Raw genomic sequence first — 17,747 nt, 5'->3', positions numbered from 1 at the left:
TGCGGTCTGTCGGGGTGGACACAGTCAGGAGGAATCCCTACGACGTGGAGCCGCCCGGTTCTGACAGGGTCGAGGGACCGGCGGTGTCGAGAGCACAGGGGGACTGGACGGTGGACGACGTCATCCACGCCGACGAGGACGCGGCCGCGGAGCACGGCCGTCGGCACGACGCCGCCGAGGACTTCGCGGCCACGGCCGGGCTCTGCCTGCACCAGGTCTTCGAGCGGTGGGCCGAACTCCGGCCCGGCGCCGCGGCCTGCCGCTTCGAGGGCAGGGAACTCGGTTACCGGGAACTGGACCGGCGCGCCAACCGGCTCGCCCGGCACCTGCACCGCCTCGGCGTCGGCCGGGAGACGGTCGTGGGCGTCCTGCTGGACCGCTGCCTCGACCTCCCGGTGACCCTCCTGGGCATCCTCAAGGCGGGCGCCGCCTACCTGCCCCTCGACGTGCAGCACCCGGCGAGCCGCCTCGCCTACATGACCGGGGACGCCGGGTGCCAGGTCGTCGTGACCACGAGCGAGGCGGCCGGCCGGCTCCCCGAGGACGTGCTGCCGGTCTGTCTCGACGACCCCGCCGTGGCCGCCGCGGTGGCTGCCCAGCCCGGGAAGACCCCCGGCTACCCGGTCTCCCCGGACAACCTGGCCTACCTGCTCTACACCTCCGGTTCGACGGGCGCCCCCAAGGGCACGCTGGTCCAGCACCGCTCGGTGGTCAACATGACGGAGTACTGCCGGCGCGCGTACCGCCTCCGGCCGCCGGACCGCATCCTGCAGTTCGCCAACCCCTGCTTCGACGTCAGCGTCTTCGACTTCTTCGCCGCGCTGTGCAACGGGATCACTCTGGTCCAGGGGTCCCGGCTGGCCCTGCTCGACCCGCGTGCCCTGACCGCGCTGATCCGCGACGAGCGGGTCACCGTGATGGACATCCCGCCCGCCGTGGCCCGCCTCCTCGACCCCGCCGAACTCCCCGGCCTGCGCATGGCCCACATCGGCGGCGAGGCGCTCCCCGGCGAGCTGGCCGACCGCTTCCAGGCACCGCACCGGCAGGTCCGCAACACCTACGGGCCCACCGAGGTCACCGTCACGTCGACGGACTACCTGTGCCCGCCCGGGCTGCGCGAGAGCAGGCCGCCGATCGGTGCGCCCATCGCCAACCTCCGGGCGCACGTGGTGGACGACGCCGGCCGGGAGGTTCCCGCGGGGGTGCCGGGCGAGCTGCTGATGGGCGGGGTCGGGGTGGCCCGCGGCTACCACGGACGCCCGGCGCTCACCGCGGAGCGGTTCGTGCCCGACCCCTACGGCCCGCCGGGCGCCCGGCTCTACCGCACGGGCGACCTGGTGCGGCGGCGGCCGGACGGCAACCTCGAATTCCTCGACCGGATCGACACCCAGCTCAAGGTGAACGGCCACCGGGTCGAGCCCGGCGAGATCGAGGCCGCGCTGGAGAGCCACCCGCGCGTCGCCGCCGCCGTCGTCGACCTGGCCGGGGACGGCGGGGACCGGATGCTCGTCGCCTTCCTGGTGCCGTCCGAGGGGGCCGGCACGGCGCCCGGCATCGAGGAGGTCCGGGGCCGTCTGCGCCCGTTGCTGCCCTCCTACATGATCCCCGCCCGGATCGTCGCGCTGGACTCCGTGCCGCTGACCGCGAACGGCAAGGTCGACCGGGCCCGGCTGCGTGCCCTCGCCGCCGGGCCGAGCTGACCTCCCCTCACGCCACGATCAGCCGCCTGTCGAACAGCGTCCGGTAGAACGGCTCGTGCCGGGCGCTGAACGCCGCGAGCGAGGCGCTGGTGCGGACGGTGACCGCGTACTCGGTCGACCGGGCGCTGAACCCCGAGCTGTTGCTGACGTCGGTGTGCCAGCGGTCGGTACGCCGCCACTCCTTGCGGCTGCCGGGCCGCCAGTTCAGCGCCTCGGGCCGGGGCGGCAGGCCCACCGCCTCGCAGTACGCTGCCATCGTCTCGGCCGGCCTGCGCACCAGGTCCTCGGAGTCCAGGACCACCGGACGCTGCCCGGTGGCGGCGACCGCCTCGTACAGCTCGTACATCTGCTCCAGGCCGATGTCCTCGGCGGTCATCTCCGGTCGCAGCGCGTAGTACGACGCGGCGATCTCGTCGGGATGCCGGATCAGGAAGGTGTGCCGCACCTCGCCGAGGAAGCGGCCGTCCGCGAGGACCTCGGGACAGCGGTGGTCGGTGGTGTCCTTGAAGAACACCGGCCGCCGCGCCGACAGGACCCGCACCGCGTCGATGAGCTCGCGCTCGGTGCGCACGGTCCTCCCGTCGACGGTGGTCTCACCGAAGTCGGCGATGTTGCAGAACGGTTCGTGCAGCGCGGTCAGGTCGCCGCGCTCCAGCACGGAGCGGAAGAACGCGGTGGACCTCGCCCGGGGGGCGCTCCACAGGGCGATGACGCGGGAGGTGTCCTGGCGGTCGTTCACGACGGCTCCCTCAGAGGTCGACGGTGCGGATACCGATGCTCTGGCCGAACCCGGAGGCCGTCCAGACGATCGTGTCGGGGCGGGGCGAGGTCAGCGCCGCGGACGGCACGTCGGCGGCGTAGGCCAGCAGGCGCACGGGCATCGGCGCGTCACCGCGCAGCCGCAGCACCACGTCGTAGCCACCCGCCGGAGCCACCAGATGGCAACCCCACTTCCATGGGGCCGACGTCGGCCGGTTCTGTCCGCCCGGCAGGCGCCTGCCCTCCACCGTGACGTCCAGCAGCCGCGTTCCGCGGGTGTCGGCGTACAGCGACAGCGCGGTCGCCGCCGTGTCCGAGGTGAGCCGCAGCCGCACCTCGCGCACCCCGCCGCCCAGGTCGCGCCGCCCGGTCACCTCGGCCTCGGGCACGGGCGCACGGCCGCCCTCGGCCGGCCCCCGGCGGTAGCCGCCGGGACTGATCAGTGCCGGGACCTCCCGCTCGGCGGAGGACTTCGCGCCCCGCGTGTAACGGTCCACCCACGGCATGCCGGAGTCGGCGGCGCTGTACCAGGAAGCGGTCCCCGCGTCCGCGTCCTGGACGTAGAAGAGCCCCACCTGGGCCGGGTGGTCGCGGTCGACGCCGTCCCGCGCGCCGCCGACGCCCACCAGGGCCGCTCCCGCCAGCGCCAGCGCGGTCACCGTCACCGGCACCGTCCGGCGGCGGGGGAGCGGTGCCAGGGCGGGCAGCAGCGGCAGGAGCAGCAGCGCCACCACCACGAGCGCGGCGGAACCGAAGGCGAGGCCGACGGTGGGGAACAGGACCGCCGTGAGCGGCACGAACAGCACCAGCGCCGGGACCGCCGCGGCACCGAGCGACGGCAGCCGCCAGAACGACTCCTCACCCACCCCGGTCGCGACGGCGAGCCCCGCAGTTCCGGCGAGAGCCGGCCAGAGGAACAGATACGAGGCGCCGGGCAGCACGACGGCCGTCATGAGGGCCAGGGCCGCGAACCAGCACAGCACCGCGGCGCTCACCGCGAAGGCGTCGGTGCGCCGGCGCGTCCACAGCAGCCAGCACAGACACGCGGCCACGGTCAGTACCACCAGACCCGCGACCGAGGGCCCCGGACGGTACGGATCGCCGAACGTGAACGCCGCGTAGTGCGGCCGGAACGCCACCAGCGCCGTCCAGCCCAGGTAGCCGACGACGGCGGCACCGGCCAGGGGCAGGGGCAGCGTTCCGGCGGCCAGGGCGAGGCCGCGCGGCCGCAACGCCCCACGCCGCCGGGCCCGTACGAGCACCGCCGCGACGGCCCCCACGGCGAGCGCGGCGAGGACCGTGCTCAGCCACTGCGGGTAGCTCACCAGCAGGCCGAACACCGTGAAGTACGTGCTGGACCCGGCCCCGGACGGGGAGATGTCCCGGCCGGCCAGGTCCCGGGCCGCGGCCAGCACCGTGGACCCCATGTCCTGGAGCGTCTCCCGGCGCTGTGCCGACAGGTCGTCCAGCTCGGTGTCGTAGCGGGCGCTGCCGCCGACCACCGCGAAGTTCATCCCCGTGAAGCCGGCCTTCTCGAAGACCGTCATGTCGGTGTCGTTGGGCAGCAGCCGGTAGATCTCGTCGGACACCGACGTGACGAACGGCGTGTCGTCGGAGAGCGACCGTACGAACGCCGCGTTGTCGTCACCGGTCTCGAACATCACCACCGGCCCCGTGGTGCCGCGCGCCTCCAGGTTCAGGATCACCGTGCGGCGCGGATCGCCCGCCGCCGCGGAGTCGGTGAACGCCTTGGCGCCGAGGGACCCGGGCTCCTCGCCGTCGGTGAGGAGGAACTCCACGGTGTTGCGGGGCGCGGGAGAGGAGGTCAGCGCGCGGGCCGTCTCCAGGAGCGTCGCCACGCCCATGCCGTCGTCGGTCGCTCCCGGCCCGGTGAAGACCGAGTCGTAGTGCGCGACGATCAGGACCCGTCCCTCGCCCTCGGTGCCGGGGAGGGTGGCGCGGACGTTCACGGCCCGGCCGACGACGGAGGCGTGGTCCGGAAAGCTGTCCGCCGCGGTCGCCCGCTCCACCTCGGTACGCAGGCCGAGCGCCCGCAACCGGCCGGCCAGATACTCCCGGACCTCGGCGTTCGCGGCCGAGCCCATCGGCCGTGGCTCGGCCGCCACCCGTTCCACGTGCGCCTGGGCCCGTCCCGCGGAGAACCGGTCGGCCGGAGAGTCGGCAGCGGCCGGGTCCGGACCGCGCAAAGGCAGCAGGGCCAGCGCCGCGAGGACGACGGACCCGAGCACCGTCAGCAGCATGCCGAGCCGGGCGGGCGCGAGGCGCGTGAACGGAGACAAGGTCCCTCCCAGGTGTCCCGGCCATCCTGCCTCCGGCCACCGGGCCCCCGGCTGTCCGTCATTTGCCCGACTGCCGGTGCCCCGGCGCGCTCCGCACTCTGATGACGGCGCACTGTCGGCCGTGGTGGGAAGGAGCTTCATGCGCGAGGACCTTCGGGACAGGCTTGCCCGGCTGAGCCCCGCTCAACGAGAGCGCCTGCTCGAAGCCATGCGCACCGAGCGGGTCCGGCGGCGTGCCGAGGACGCGATCCCGCCCGCCGGCCGGGACCGGCCGCTGCCGCTGTCGTACGCCCAGTCGCGCATGTGGTTCCTCGACCAGCTCGCGCCGGGCCTGCCGCTCTACAACACACCTCTCGCCATGCGCCTGCGCGGACCGCTCGACCGCCGCGCCCTGACCGTCGCCCTCGACAGGGTGGCGGCACGCCATGAGGTGCTGCGCACCCGGTACGTGGGCACCGAGGACGGCCCGCGGCAGGTGATCGACCCGCCCGGGCCGCTGGCCCTCGAGCACGTCGAACTGGGTCCCTGCCCCGAGGGCGAGCGCCGTACTCGCGCCCTGCGGGTGGCCGCCGACGCCGGCGCCCGCCCCTTCGACCTCGCCCGGGGGCCCCTCGTGCGCGGCCTGCTGGCCCGCTTCACCGACGACGAGCACGTGTTCGTCCTCTCGATGCACCACATCGTGCTCGACTCCTGGTCGGTGCCCCTGCTGATGCACGAACTCGCCGAGTGCTACGAGGCGGTCCGGGCCGGACGCGAACCGGACCTCGCACCGTTGCCGGTGCAGTGCGCCGACTACGCGGTGTGGCAGCGCGAACGCCTCGCGGGCGAGGCCGCGGACGCCGACCTCGACTACTGGCGGACCACCCTCGCCGGGCTGGCCGTCCTCGACTTCCCGGCCGACCGGCCACGCCCGGCGGAACGCACCTGGTCCGGCGGGCACCTCACCGCCCGCTACCCGGAGGAACTGCGGCGGGGCCTGGCCGGACTCGCCGAGCGCAGCGGGGTGCGGCTGCTGCCGGTGATGGTGGCGGGCCTCGCCGCCCTGCTGTCCCGCTACACCGGGCAGCACGACATCGCCCTCGGCTCGGTCTTCACCGGACGCAGCCGGCCCGAGATCGAACCGCTGATCGGCTACTTCGCCAACACGGTGGTGCTGCGCACCGACACCTCCGGCGACCCCTCCTTCCGGGCCCTGCTGGCCCGCGCCGACGACGTGGTCCTCGGCGCGCACTCGCACCAGGCCCTGCCCTTCGACCAGCTCGTCGAGAACCTCGACGTACGCCGGGACCCGACGCGCAACCCGCTCTTCCAGTTCGCCCTCTACCAGGCGGACACCGACCGCAGCGGAGCCCGGCTCGGCGATGTGCTCGTCGAGGAACTTCCCGTCGAGCTGGGCACCTCCCGCTTCGACATGGGGCTCGGCTTCTCCGAACCACCCGGCGGTGGCCTGCACCTGGGCATGGAGTACTCCGCCGAACTCTTCGACCGTCCCCGCATGACCCGGTTCCTCGACCACTACCAGCACGTCCTGCGGTCCGCCGTCGCCCGGCCCGACACCCCGCTGAGCGAGCTGGACGTCATGGGGCCCGCCGAACGCGAGCAGGTCGTGGCGGGCTGGAACGCGACCGCCCGGCCGACCAGGGCCCGCACCGTCTGCGACGCCTTCCGGGACACGGTCGCCGAGCGGGGCGACGAACCCGCCCTGCGCTTCGGCGACCTGGAGCTGTCCTTCGCCGAACTCGACGCGCGCGCCAACCGCCTCGCCCACCACCTGATCGCCCGCGGCGCCGGACCCGAGCGCCGCGTCGCCCTCGCGATGCGACGCGGCGACCACCAGCTGGTGAGCATCCTCGCCGTGCTCAAGTCCGGCGCCGCCTACATGCCGGTGGACCCCGACCACCCCACCGAGCGGATCGCCTTCATGCTGGCCGACACCGACCCGGTGCTCGTCCTCACCACCACCGCCGACGCCCACCTGCTCCCCGGGGACCACGACGGCGCACGCCTCGTCCTCGACGGCGAGGAGACGGTCCGCGACCTCGCCGGCCGGCCCGCCACCGATCCCACCGACGCCGACCGCACCGCCCCGCTCGACCCGGCCCACCCCGCCTACGTCCTGTACACCTCGGGCTCCAGCGGCAGGCCCAAGGGCGTGATCGTCGAGCACCGGAACCTGGTCAACCTCCTGGACAGCCAGCGCCGCCACGTCATCGACCCGGCCGAGGAAGCGCTCGGCCGCCGGGTGCGGTCCGCGCACGTGCTCGCCCTCTCCTTCGACGGTTCGTGGGACGGCCTGCTGTGGCTGGTCGCCGGCCAGCCCCTGGACCTGCTGGACGACGAGACCCGCCGCGACCCCGCGGCCACGGCCCGGCTGATGACCGACCGGCGCGTCGACGCCCTGACCTGCACCCCCTCCTTCGCCGAGCAACTGATCGGCGCCGGCGTGCTGGACGACGCCGACCACCGGCCCACGGTGTTCTCGTTCGGCGGGGAGCGGATCAGCGAGTGGATGTGGCAACGCCTGCGCACCACACCGGACCTGCGCGCCTACAACGTCTACGGTCCCACCGAGGCCACCGTCCTCGCCACCGTCGGTCCCTTCGCGGACTCCGCGCACCCGGTGATCGGCGCACCCGTGGACAACGTACGGGCCTACGTGCTCGACGCACAGCTGCGCCCCGCCCCCGTCGGCGTACCGGGCGAACTGTGCCTCGCCGGAGCCGGAGTGGCCCGCGGTTACCTCGGCCGGCCCGGGATGACCGCCGACCGGTTCCCGCCGGACCCTTGGGGCGGCGCCGGCGCGCGCATGTACCGCACCGGTGACCGGGCACGCTGGAACGACGCCGGACACCTGGAGTTCCTGGGCCGCGACGACGGTCAGGTCAAACTCCGCGGCTTCCGCATCGAACTCGGCGAGATCGAGAACGCGCTGGCCGAGCATCCCGGCATCGCACAGGCCGTGGTCACCACGCACACCGCGGCCGGCCCCGCCGGCGAGCGGCTGGTCGCGTACGTCGTGCCCCGGGCGGACGCGGACCTCACCCAGGACGACCTGCGCGCGCACGCCGCGCGGCTCCTGCCGACCCACATGCACCCCGCCGCGTACGTCGAACTCGCGGCACTGCCCCTGACGGCCAACGACAAGCTGGACCACCAGGCCCTGCCCGCCCCGGACTTCGCCCGGGCCCTCGACTCCCGCGCACCGCGGACCGAGCACGAGCGGATGCTCTGCGCACTCTTCGCGGACCTGCTCGGTCTGCCCGCCGTCGGCCTGGACGACGACTTCTTCGCCCTCGGCGGCCACTCGCTGCTGGCCACCCGGCTCGTCAGCAAGGTCCGTTCGGTGTTCGGGGCGGAACTGCCGGTGAGCGCCCTGTTCGACGCGCCCACGGCGGCCGGGCTGCTCGTCCGGATCGCCGCCGCCTCGGGCGCCAGGACACCCCTGGTCGCCCGGGAACGCCCCGCACGCATCCCCCTCTCCTACGGGCAGCGCCGCCTGTGGGTGCTCAACCAGCTCGACCCGGGCAGCGGCGCCTACAACATGCCGACGGCGCTGCGCCTGACCGGTGCACTCGACCACGGCGCGCTGCGCGCCGCCCTCGCCGACCTGACGACCCGGCACGAGATCCTGCGCACGGTCCTGCCCCAGGCCGACGGCGAGCCCTACCAGCGGATCCTCGACGCCCGCGCGGGCGCACCGGACCTGCGGGTCCGCGAGACGACCGCCGCCGCCCTGCCCGCCCTGCTCGAGCAGGCCGCCGCCGAGGGCTTCGACCTCACCACGGACCTGCCCCTGCGGGCGCACCTCTACCGGCTCGCCGAGGACGAGCACGTCCTGTTCCTCGTGCTCCACCACAGCGCGGGGGACGCCTGGTCGGCCGTCCCCCTGGCCCGCGACCTCTCGGCCGCCTACGCCGCCCGCCTCGACGGCCGGGCCCCGGACCCGGTACCGCTGCCCGTGCAGTACGCGGACTACACGTTGTGGCAGCGCGACCTGATGGGCCCCGCCCACGACACCGCGGCGCGCACCGACCCGCAGGCGGCGGAAGAGACCGCGGACGCGTCCCTGGCCGCACGCCAACTCGCCTACTGGAGACGGCAGCTCGCCGACCTGCCCGACGAACTGAACCTGCCCGCCGACCGGCCGCGTCCCGCGATCGCCGGTTACCGCGGCATGCTCGTCGGCCTCGAGATCGACGCCGGACTCCACGCCCGCCTCCTCGACGTGGCGCGGGCGCACGACGTCACCCTGTTCATGGTGCTGCAGGCGGCCGTGGCGGCCCTGCTGACCCGCATGGGAGCGGGCGACGACATCCCCCTGGGCACCCCGGTCGCCGGACGGACCGACGAGGCCCTCGACGACCTGGTCGGCTTCTTCCTCAACACCCTGGTGCTGCGCACCGACACCTCGGGCGACCCGGGCTTCGCCGAGCTGCTGGCCCGCGTGCGGAAGACCGACCTCGCGGCCTACGCCCATCAGGACGTGCCCTTCGAACAGCTCGTGGAAGTGCTCCGGCCGGCCCGGTCGCTGGGTCGCCACCCGCTGTTCCAGGTGAGCCTGATGCTGCACAACAACGAGGAGCCCGAGTTCGCGCTGCCGGGCCTGCGGGTCGACGCCGAACCCGTCGGCACCCGCTTCACCAAGTTCGACCTGACGTTCTCCGTGTCCGAGCGCCGGGACGCCACGGGCGCGCCGGACGGCATCACCGGCGTGGTGGACTTCGCGACCGACCTCTTCGACCGGGAGAGCGTCGAGGCGCTGACCGTACGCCTGGTGCGGTTCCTGCGCGCGGTGGCCGCCGACCCCGAGCGGCCCATCGGCTCGGTCGACCTCCTCGTCCCCGAGGAGCACCACACCCAGGTGGTGCGCTGGAACGACACGGCCGTCGAGCGTCCGCGCACCCGGTGGCTGACCGACCTGTTCGAGGAGCGGGCCGCGCGGGCCCCCCGGGCGACGGCCGTCCGGGGCGAGGGAACCTCGCTCACCTACGAGGAGCTGAACCAGCGCGCCAACCGGCTGGCCCGCGCCCTCCTGCCGGCGGCCACCGGACCCGACCCGATGATCGCCCTGCTCCTGCCGCGCGGCACCGACCTGCCGGTCGCCCTGCTGGCGGTGCTGAAGGCCGGCGCCGCCTACATCCCGCTGGACACCGGATACCCCGCCGCGCGCATCCGCCAGATGCTGGACGACGCCGCGCCGGCCCTCGTCCTCACCACGGCCGCCCACGAGCACCTGCTGCCCCCGGGAGTACCGGCGCTCCGCTTCGAGGAGGCGGAGCGACAGGCCGCCGGTGCGCCGGCGAACGACGTGACGGACGCGGAACGCCCGGCGGCCCGGCACCCGGAGCGCACCGCGTACGTGATCTTCACCTCGGGGTCCACCGGACGGCCCAAGGGCGTGATGGTCTCCCACGGCGCCCTGCTCAACCTGCTGCTCGCCATGGGGGACGCGACCCGGATCGGTCCGCAGGACGTCCTGGTGGCGGTGACGACCCTCGCCTTCGACATCGCGGCGGTGGAGATGTACCTGCCGCTGCTGACCGGCGCCACTCTGGTCGTCGCTCCGGCGGACACCGTGCGGGACCCGGCGGCCCTGTGCGGCCTCGTCGGGTCCGCCGGCGCCACGATCGTCCAGGCCACGCCGTCGCTCTACCGGGCGATGACGTCCACCGACCCCGACGCGCTGCGCGGGCTCACCGTGCTGGTCGGCGGCGAGGCCCTTCCCGCCGACCTCGCCGACCGGCTCGCCCGGACCGCCGGGAGGGTCGTCAACTGCTACGGCCCCACCGAGACGACGGTGTGGTCCACGCTCGCGACGGTCACCGGGGGCGAGACGACCCCCTCCATCGGCAGGCCGATCGCCAACACCCGCGTGTACGTGCTCGACGCGGCCCTGCGCCCGGTGCCCGTGGGGGTGACCGGACGTCTCTTCGTCGCGGGGGACGGAGTGGCCCGCGGCTACCTCGGCCGGCCCGCGCTCACCGGGGAGCGGTTCCGTCCCGATCCCTTCGGCCCCGCCGGCTCCCGGATGTACGACACCGGCGACCTGGCCCGCTGGACCGGGGACGGGGAACTGCGTTACGCCGGCCGGGCCGACCAGCAGGTCAAGCTCCGCGGCTTCCGGATCGAACCGGGCGAGATCGAGGCCGTCCTCGGCCGCCACGGGAGCGTCGCCGAGGCCGCGGTGGTCCTGCGCGAGGACCGGCCGGGCCTCCAGCGGCTGGTGGGCTACGTCGTCCCGACGCCCGGCGCCGAGATCGACGTGGAGCGGCTACGGGCCCACGCGCGCCGGGAACTGCCGGACCACATGGTGCCGGCCGCCCTGGTGCCCCTGCCCGCGCTGCCCCTCACACCCAACCGCAAGATCGACCGGAAGGCGCTGCCCGCCCCCGCCCCCACCTCGCGCGGCCGCCGCCCGGACACGCCCGCCGAGCGCGGCCTGTGCGCGCTGTACGCGGACGTCCTCGGCTGCGACGAGGCCGGCGTCGACGACGACTTCTTCGCCCTCGGCGGGCATTCCCTGCTGGCGGCCCGCCTCGTCGGGCGCGCCCGCGCGGAACTCGGCCTGCGCCTCACCATCCGCGACCTGTTCGAGTCGCCCACCCCGGCCGGTCTGCTGGAACGGTCGGCCGGCGACGGCGGCGCGGACTTCCCCGTCCTGCTGCCGCTGCGGGAGGGCGGCACGGCAGCACCGTTGTTCTGCGTCCATCCCGCGGCCGGGGTGAGCTGGGGCTACCGCGGACTGCTGCCCCACCTGCCGACCGACCGGCCCGTCTACGGGCTGCAGGCCCGGGGACTCGCGGACCCGGACCACACGCCGGCGAGCACCGCCGACCTGGCGGCCGACTACCTCGCGGAGATCCGCCGGGTGCAGCCCGAGGGGCCGTACCACCTGCTCGGCTGGTCCTTCGGCGGTCTCGTCGCCCACGCCCTCGCCACCCTGCTCCAGGAGGAGGGGGAGCACGTCGCCGGACTCACCCTGCTGGACAGCTTCGCCTTCACCGACGACCCCGGACCCCTCTCCCACGACGACCCGAGCCTCCTGACGGCCGTCGCCGAATCACTGGGCCACCGCTCGGCCGACGACGAACTTCTGGCCCGGTTCGGGGAGTCGGGCCTGCGGGCCATGACCAGGGTCTTCGCCGACCACATCGACGTCCAACGGAGCTTCACCCCCAAGGTCTTCGACGGCGACCTGCTCTTCTTCGCCGCCACGGCCGACCGCCTCCCCGGCGCGCCCGACGCCGCACAGTGGCGGCCGTACGTGACCGGCAGGATCGACGTCCACCCGGTGGACGCCGCCCACGGGGCGCTGACCGGACCGTCGGCGGCGGCCGCGATCGGCCCGGTGCTCGCCTCCCGGTTCACGTCATGACGGCCGTCTTCCCCCTTCACGGACGGAGCGAGGTTGCACGTGTTCACTGATCTTCCTGCGCTGGTGCGCGGCCATGCCGAACAGCACGGCGGACGAGAGGCGCTGACCTTCGCCGCCACCACGCTGGGCACCCCGCGCACCGACCTGACGTACGCGGAGGTGGATCTCCGCACGCGCGCGGTGGCCGGCCGGCTCCGGCGGCAGTTGCGCCCCGGCGACCGGGCCCTGATCGTCATGCCCACCGTGCCCGAGTTCGCCGCGGCGTTCCTCGGCTGCCTGGCGGCGGGCGTCGTCGCCGTGCCGCTGCCCGTCCCGGTCGACGAGTCCTCGACCCAGCGGGTGCTGAACGTCGCCGAGGACTGCGCTCCCGCCGCCGTGCTGACCACGTCCCTCGTCCGCGGGTTCCTGGGCGACGCGCCCGTCGTGCGGCGGCTCGGCGCCTCGGCCGCCTGGATCGACGTCGACCTGGTCGAACCCGCCGAGGCCGACGACTGGCGGCCCGTGTCCATCACGGCGGACGACACCGCGTTCCTCCAGTACACCTCCGGATCGACGAAGGCACCGCGCGGCGTCGTCGTCCCGCACGGCGCCCTGATGCACAACGAGGCCGCGATCCGGCGGACCTTCAAGGTCACGCCCGGCTCGACCAGCGTGAGCTGGCTGCCACTGCACCACGACATGGGACTGATCGGCGGCCTGCTGCAACCGCTGTACACCGGCGCCCGCGCCGTCATCCTGGACCCCCTCTCCTTCCTGCAACGCCCCGCCTCCTGGCTCGAGGAGATCTCACGGGAGCGCGCCGAGATCAGCGGCGGCCCGAACTTCGCCTACGACCTGTGCGTCCGCAAGGTCACCGACGAGGAGAAGGCGGGCCTCGACCTCGGCTCGTGGCGGCTCGCCTTCAACGGCGCCGCGCCGGTGTCACCGGCCGGCCTGCGCGCGTTCAGCGAGGCCTTCGCCGGCGCCGGCTTCCGTCCCACGGCCCACACGCCCTGCTACGGGCTCGCCGAGGTCACTCTGCTGGTGGCGAGCGCCGACGCCGACACCGCCTGCGAGAGCAGCGCCTTCTCCGTCGCCTCCCTGGAACAGGGCCGGGCACGGGAACAGGACGGGGACGTGCCCGACGGCACGCCCGGCGCCGGGCGGGCGCCGCGCGAACTCGTCGCCTACCGGCTGCTCGACCACGCCGCCGTGCGCATCGTCGACCCCGCGGGGCGACGGACGCTGCCCGACGGGCACATCGGCGAGATCTGGGTGCACAGCGACAGCAACGGCGCGGGCTATTGGGGCGGCGGCGACCCCGACCGCCCCGTCTTCGGCGTGGAGCTGTCCGGCGCTGCGGCGCTCGGGCACGTCCGCACCGGCGACCTCGGGTTCGTCCACGCCGGACGGCTGTACGTCACCGGGCGGATGAAGGACCTGGTCATCCACCGGGGCCGGAACCTGCACCCCGAGGACCTGGAGATCGACGTCGCCGCGAGCAGTCCGTCGCTGCGCCCCGGCTGCGGAGCCGTCTTCGGCGTGGACGCGGACGGCGAGGAGGAGATCGTCGTCTGCCAGGAGGTACGCCCCGGCGTCCCGGAGGAGCGGTACCCGGTCCTCGCACGGGGCATCAGGGACGCGCTCTCGCGCCGCTACGGCGTGGCCGCCCGCACCATCGCCCTGCTGCCGCCGGGGGCGGTCCCCAAGACCTCGAGCGGCAAGGTCCGCCGCCAGGACACCCGCGCCCTGCACCTCTCCGACGGCCTGCCCGTGTTGTGGTCGTGGACGGCCCGCGAGGGCACCGCCGGGCCGGCGCGGCTGGCCGATCTGGTGAGCGCCCGGAGCCTGCGGGAGGCGTCCGACACATGGCGCCGGGACCTGCTCACCGATGCCCTGTGCCGCTGCCTCGGCCAACGCCTCGGCGAGGAGGGGCCGCCGGACGGCGCCGCCTCCCCGACCTCACTGGGCCTGGACTCCCTCGGAGCCGTCGCGTTGCAGCACGAGGTGGAGGCCCTGCTCGGCGTACGCCTGCGGCCGAGCCTCGTGCTGCGGGCCGGCTCGATCACCGAGCTGGCCGCTGCCGTGCTCGACCAGGCGGACGCGGCACAAGCGGCATCGGGGAGGGGCGCCCCGGACCCCGACGCCGGGCCGGACCCGGCCGGCGAGCCCTTGGAGTACGCACTGACGGAGACCCAGCGCGCCCTGTGGTTCCTGCAGCGGACCTCGCCCGACAGCTACGCCTACAACGTCACCCGGGCCTTCGGCCTGACCGGCGACGTCGACGAGGAACGGCTGTGCGCCGCGCTGACCGAGGTGGTGGCCCGGCACGCGTCGCTGCGGCTGGTCCTGAGCACGCACGACGGCGAACCGCGCGCACACGTCGCGCCCGAGGCCGAGGTGCGCCCCGAGCGGGTGGACGCGCGGACCTGGCCGGACGACGCGGTGCGGGACTGGATCCGGGAGCTGGCCACCCGCCCCTTCGACCTGGAGCGGGACCGGCTGATCCGGGCGGCGATCGTCCGCCGCGAGGACAGCCGGGTGCTCGTGCTCTGCCTCCACCACATCGTCTGCGACCTCACCTCACTGGCGCTCGTCGTCGCCGACCTGCGACAGGCATACGCCGCGGACGGGCCCGCGGGCGAACGGCCCCCCGTCCTGGTACCGGCCCGGTGGGAGCGGGCGATGCCGGCCGAGCGGGAGGACGAACTCACCGCCTTCTGGACCGAGCGGCTCGCGGGAGAACTGCCCGTCCTGGAGCTTCCCGGCGCCGGCCGGCACCGGGGCCACGCCGGGGCGACGGCCGCCTTCGAGGGCGACGCCGGTCTGCTGCGGGACCTGCGGCGCGTCGCCCGGAGCGAGGGACACACCCTGCACAACGTCCTGCTCGCCACGTTCCAGGTGCTGCTCCACCGCGTGACCGGACAGCCCGACCTGGTCGTCGGCGTCCCCGTGGCGGGCCGCACCCGCCCCGAACTCGCCGCCCACGTGGGCTACCTGGTCAACGTCCTGCCGATCCGCTCCCGCCTCGGCCGGGGTACCGGCTTCACGGAGTTCGCGACGCGGGCCCACGGCGACATGCTGGACGCGCTGGACCACCAGGAGCTGCCCTTCCCGGTGCTGACCCGCCGCCTCAACCCCGACCGCGGCTCCGGCGCGCCGCCCGTCTTCCAGGCCATGTTCAGCCACTACTCCGGCGCCCTGCCCGGCGGCCGTGCCGTGGCCGGAGCGGTCCTCGGCGACCCGGCCGCCGAACTGGACCTGGACGGGGCCGTGCTGCGCGGCTTCCCCGTGGAGGACCCCACCGCGCAGTCGGACATCGCGCTCAACGTGGTGGAACTCCCGGACGGGCTGCGCTTCGGGCTCCAGTACGACACCGCCCTGCTGGGGCGGGAGCAGGCCCGCATGATCGCGGACGCCTACCGGACGCTGCTGCACGCCGTCGCCGCCGACCCGGACGCCGACGTGGCCGGGCTGCCCCTGGTGGACGCCGACGGTGCGCGGGACCTGCTGCGGACCGGACAGGGGCCGCGCGTCCCCCGCGAGGAGCACTACCTGGCCGTCTTCGAACGCCAGGCGGCCCTCACCCCCGGGGCCGAGGCCGTCGACGACGGCACCGAACGGCTCACCTACGGCGAGCTCAACGGCCGGGCCAACCACGTGGCGCGCCGCCTCCGCGCGGCCGGCGTCGGCCCCGAGACCCAGGTCGTCGTGTGCGCCGCCCGCACCGTCGGCTTCCTGGCGGCGCTGCTCGGCATCCACAAGGCGGGTGCCTGCTACGTGCCGGTCAGCCCGGCCGAGGCCCCGCGGCGGGTGGCGGAGATGGCGGCCACCCTCGGCGCGCGCGGGGTGATCGCCGACCGCGCGGGCCGGGACCTGTTCGAGCGGGCGCTCGCCGACCGGGCCGGCGTCGCCCGCCCGCACCTGTTCGACATCGACGAGGTCACCGCCGGCCATGTCGAGGAGAACCCGCCCTGCCCGACGCCGATGCACGGCAGCGCGTACATCATCCACACCTCGGGCTCGACCGGGGCACCCAAGGCCGCGACGGTCACGATGGGCGGGCTGACGAACCACCAGTGGCAGATGATCGAGCACTTCGGCGTCGGACCGGCGGACTGCGTCGGCCAGACGGCGCCCGCCACCTTCGACATCTCGCTGTGGCAGTTCCTCGCACCGCTGATGGTGGGCGGTCGGCTGAGGATCGTCGACGACACGCGGGTCATGTCGCCGTCGAGGATCCTGGACGACGTCGTCGACAGCGGCACGACGCTCATGGAGGTCGTGCCCGTCATGGTGGCCACCCTGCTGGAGGCCGGCATCGGGCGGCGGCCGCACGCCCTGCGAGCGATGATCTCCGGCGGAGACGCCCTGAGCTGGGACACCGCGCGGGAATGGTTCGCCCAGTGCCCAGGGGTCGAGCTGTACAACGCCTACGGGCCGACCGAATGCGCCGACGACGTCACCATCCACCGGGTGACGGAGGACGCCGACCGGTCCCGGCCGGTGCCGATCGGCAGGCCGCTGGCCAACATGACCGTCCATGTCCTCGACGCCGAGATGCAGCCGGTGCCCCGCGGAATGGTGGGCGCCCTGTGGGTCGGCGGGATGGGTGTCGGGCGCGGCTACCTCGGCAACCCCGCCCGCACCGCCGAGGCCTTCGTCCCCGACCCGTTCGGCGGTCCGGGGGCACGCCTGTACCGCACCGGGGACCTCGTGCGGTACACCGGCGACGGCGACCTCGAGTACATGGGCCGCGTCGACCGGCAGCTCAAGATGCGCGGGCTGCGCATCGAGCCCGGTGAGGTGGAGGAGGCACTGCGCGAGATCCCGGAGGTACTGGACGCGGTGGCCAAGGTGCACCGCACCCGGCAGGGCATGTCGCTGGTCGGCCACCTGGTCATGGCGGGGGAGGGGGAACCGCGTCAGCTCGTGGCCGACGAGTACGCGCACATCGGGAGGGCCCTCGCCGAGCGGCTGCCCCGGCACATGATCCCCACGGTCTTCGTGCGCCGTGCGGACCTGCCGCTGCTGAGCAGCGGGAAGATCGACTACGGCGCGCTCGACTACCGGCCCGCGGCGCCGGCGGGCGAGGTCAGCGCCGAACTGCTCAAGGACCCGGTGGTCGCGGCCGTCCGCGCGGTCTGGGCGGAGCTCCTCGAGCACGAGGGCGTGGCCTGGCAGGACAACTTCTTCCTGCTGGGCGGCCATTCGCTGCTCGCCCTGCGCATGGTCGACAAGGTGGGACGGCAGCTTTCGGTCGATCTGGGGATCGAGTCGATATTCTCCCATCCGACCCTGAATGAATTCGTCGAAGTGGTGCGCGAAGCAAATCCCGTGGCGCGTACCCGGACGCCGGTCGGGCGAATTCCCCGAGTCCCTGCACGAAATCGGGAAAGGCGTGGCGTGGATTCGTAAAGCGCAGTTCAGAACGGGTTAGTGAGCGTCGATTGTTCCGTTGCGGGGGAGCGTGCCAGTGCATTTTGTGCTGCCTCGAAAAGGGCTGTAAAAGGTTGGAAAACCGGCACGTATTCCTTCTTGAATGCCGATGGTCACCGTGTTTAGATGGCTGAGCAATTCGGTCCGTCACCCGTTCAGGGTACTTATCTGAGGAGTGAATATGCAGCACACCGA

At 74.1% G+C, this 17,747-nt stretch carries 5 protein-coding genes; 3 read left to right on the top strand and 2 right to left on the bottom strand.

Annotated features, from left to right (window positions below; translation table 11 throughout):
• Nucleotides 1-83: 83 nt before the first annotated feature.
• Nucleotides 84-1,700, top strand: a complete 1,617-nt coding sequence (locus ACIGO6_RS36205; RefSeq protein WP_399884042.1) for an amino acid adenylation domain-containing protein — start codon at nucleotides 84-86, stop codon at nucleotides 1,698-1,700.
• Nucleotides 1,701-1,707: 7 nt separating this feature from the next.
• Here ACIGO6_RS36205 and ACIGO6_RS36200 read toward each other — a convergent pair whose 3' ends face one another.
• Together ACIGO6_RS36200 and ACIGO6_RS36195 are read right to left on the bottom strand one after the other, a co-directional pair.
• Nucleotides 1,708-2,439 (bottom strand): sulfotransferase family protein, encoded by a 732-nt coding sequence (locus ACIGO6_RS36200; protein ID WP_399884040.1) that lies wholly within the window; start codon nucleotides 2,437-2,439, stop codon nucleotides 1,708-1,710.
• 10 nt (nucleotides 2,440-2,449) lie between these two features.
• Nucleotides 2,450-4,759: a M20/M25/M40 family metallo-hydrolase gene (locus ACIGO6_RS36195; RefSeq protein WP_399884038.1), complete on the bottom strand. Its 2,310-nt coding sequence runs from the start codon at nucleotides 4,757-4,759 to the stop codon at nucleotides 2,450-2,452.
• A gap of 139 nt (nucleotides 4,760-4,898) precedes the next feature.
• Between ACIGO6_RS36195 and ACIGO6_RS36190 the strand changes: the two genes are divergently transcribed.
• Together ACIGO6_RS36190 and ACIGO6_RS36185 are read left to right on the top strand one after the other, a co-directional pair.
• The gene (locus ACIGO6_RS36190) at nucleotides 4,899-12,134 is read left to right on the top strand and encodes an amino acid adenylation domain-containing protein (RefSeq protein WP_399884036.1); all 7,236 of its coding nucleotides are present in this window, start codon (nucleotides 4,899-4,901) and stop codon (nucleotides 12,132-12,134) included.
• Between the two features lie 39 nt (nucleotides 12,135-12,173).
• Entirely contained in the window at nucleotides 12,174-17,531 is a 5,358-nt protein-coding gene (locus ACIGO6_RS36185) for an amino acid adenylation domain-containing protein (protein ID WP_399884034.1), read from the top strand.
• Nucleotides 17,532-17,747: the final 216 nt, after the last annotated feature.

The sequence above is a fragment of the Streptomyces sp. NPDC053750 genome (genome assembly GCF_044544295.1).
Taxonomy (GTDB): domain Bacteria; phylum Actinomycetota; class Actinomycetes; order Streptomycetales; family Streptomycetaceae; genus Streptomyces.
Note: the sequence above shows the minus strand (reverse complement) of the source record. Positions and strands in the feature narration are given on the sequence as shown.

Coding starts and splice junctions, on each gene's coding strand:
- ACIGO6_RS36190 (WP_399884036.1), top strand. CDS start 4,899: ATGCGCGAGGACCTTCGGGACAGGCTTGCCCGGCTGAGCCCCGCTCAA.